Below are 562 nucleotides of genomic sequence, written 5' to 3' on the forward strand. Positions count from 1 at the left end.
TACCAATACATTGGCTTTAGATAACATCATCTTAGATAACATACAACGAACACGTTCCCCACCCGATAATACATCTAGGTTTTTGTTTACTTCGTCACCAGAGAATAACATACGACCTAAGAATGAACGTAAGAATGTGTTATCTTCTTCCTCTGGACCATTGGCGAATTGACGTAACCAATCAAGGATACTTTGTTGGCTGTTTTCAAATTCATCTGAGTTATCTCGTGCCAGGTAAGTTTGACTTGTAGTGACACCCCATTTGTATGAACCTGAGTCTGGTTCCATATTCCCTGTGATGATTTCCATTAAAGCAGTAGTTGAGATATCGTTACGAGATACAAAAGCTACTTTATCTTTTGGACGGATAATGAATGATACATTATCTAATACTTTCACGCCATCAATTGTTTTAGAAAGGTTTTCTACTGTTAGTACATCATTACCAATTTCACGTTCTGGCTCGAATCCAACAAATGGGTATTTACGGCTTGAAGGACGAATGTCATCCAATTCGATTTTCTCCAATGTTTTCTTACGAGAAGTCGCTTGTTTTGATTTC

1 protein-coding gene is annotated in these 562 nt (G+C 37.4%); it reads right to left on the reverse strand.

What is annotated here, in order from left to right; all coding sequences use genetic code 11:
- The coding region (locus ACRCJ0_RS18875; protein ID WP_431391736.1) for an ATP-binding cassette domain-containing protein at positions 1 to 562 on the reverse strand (562 nt) is incomplete at both ends.

This window comes from Aerococcus sp. L_32, assembly GCF_050689315.1.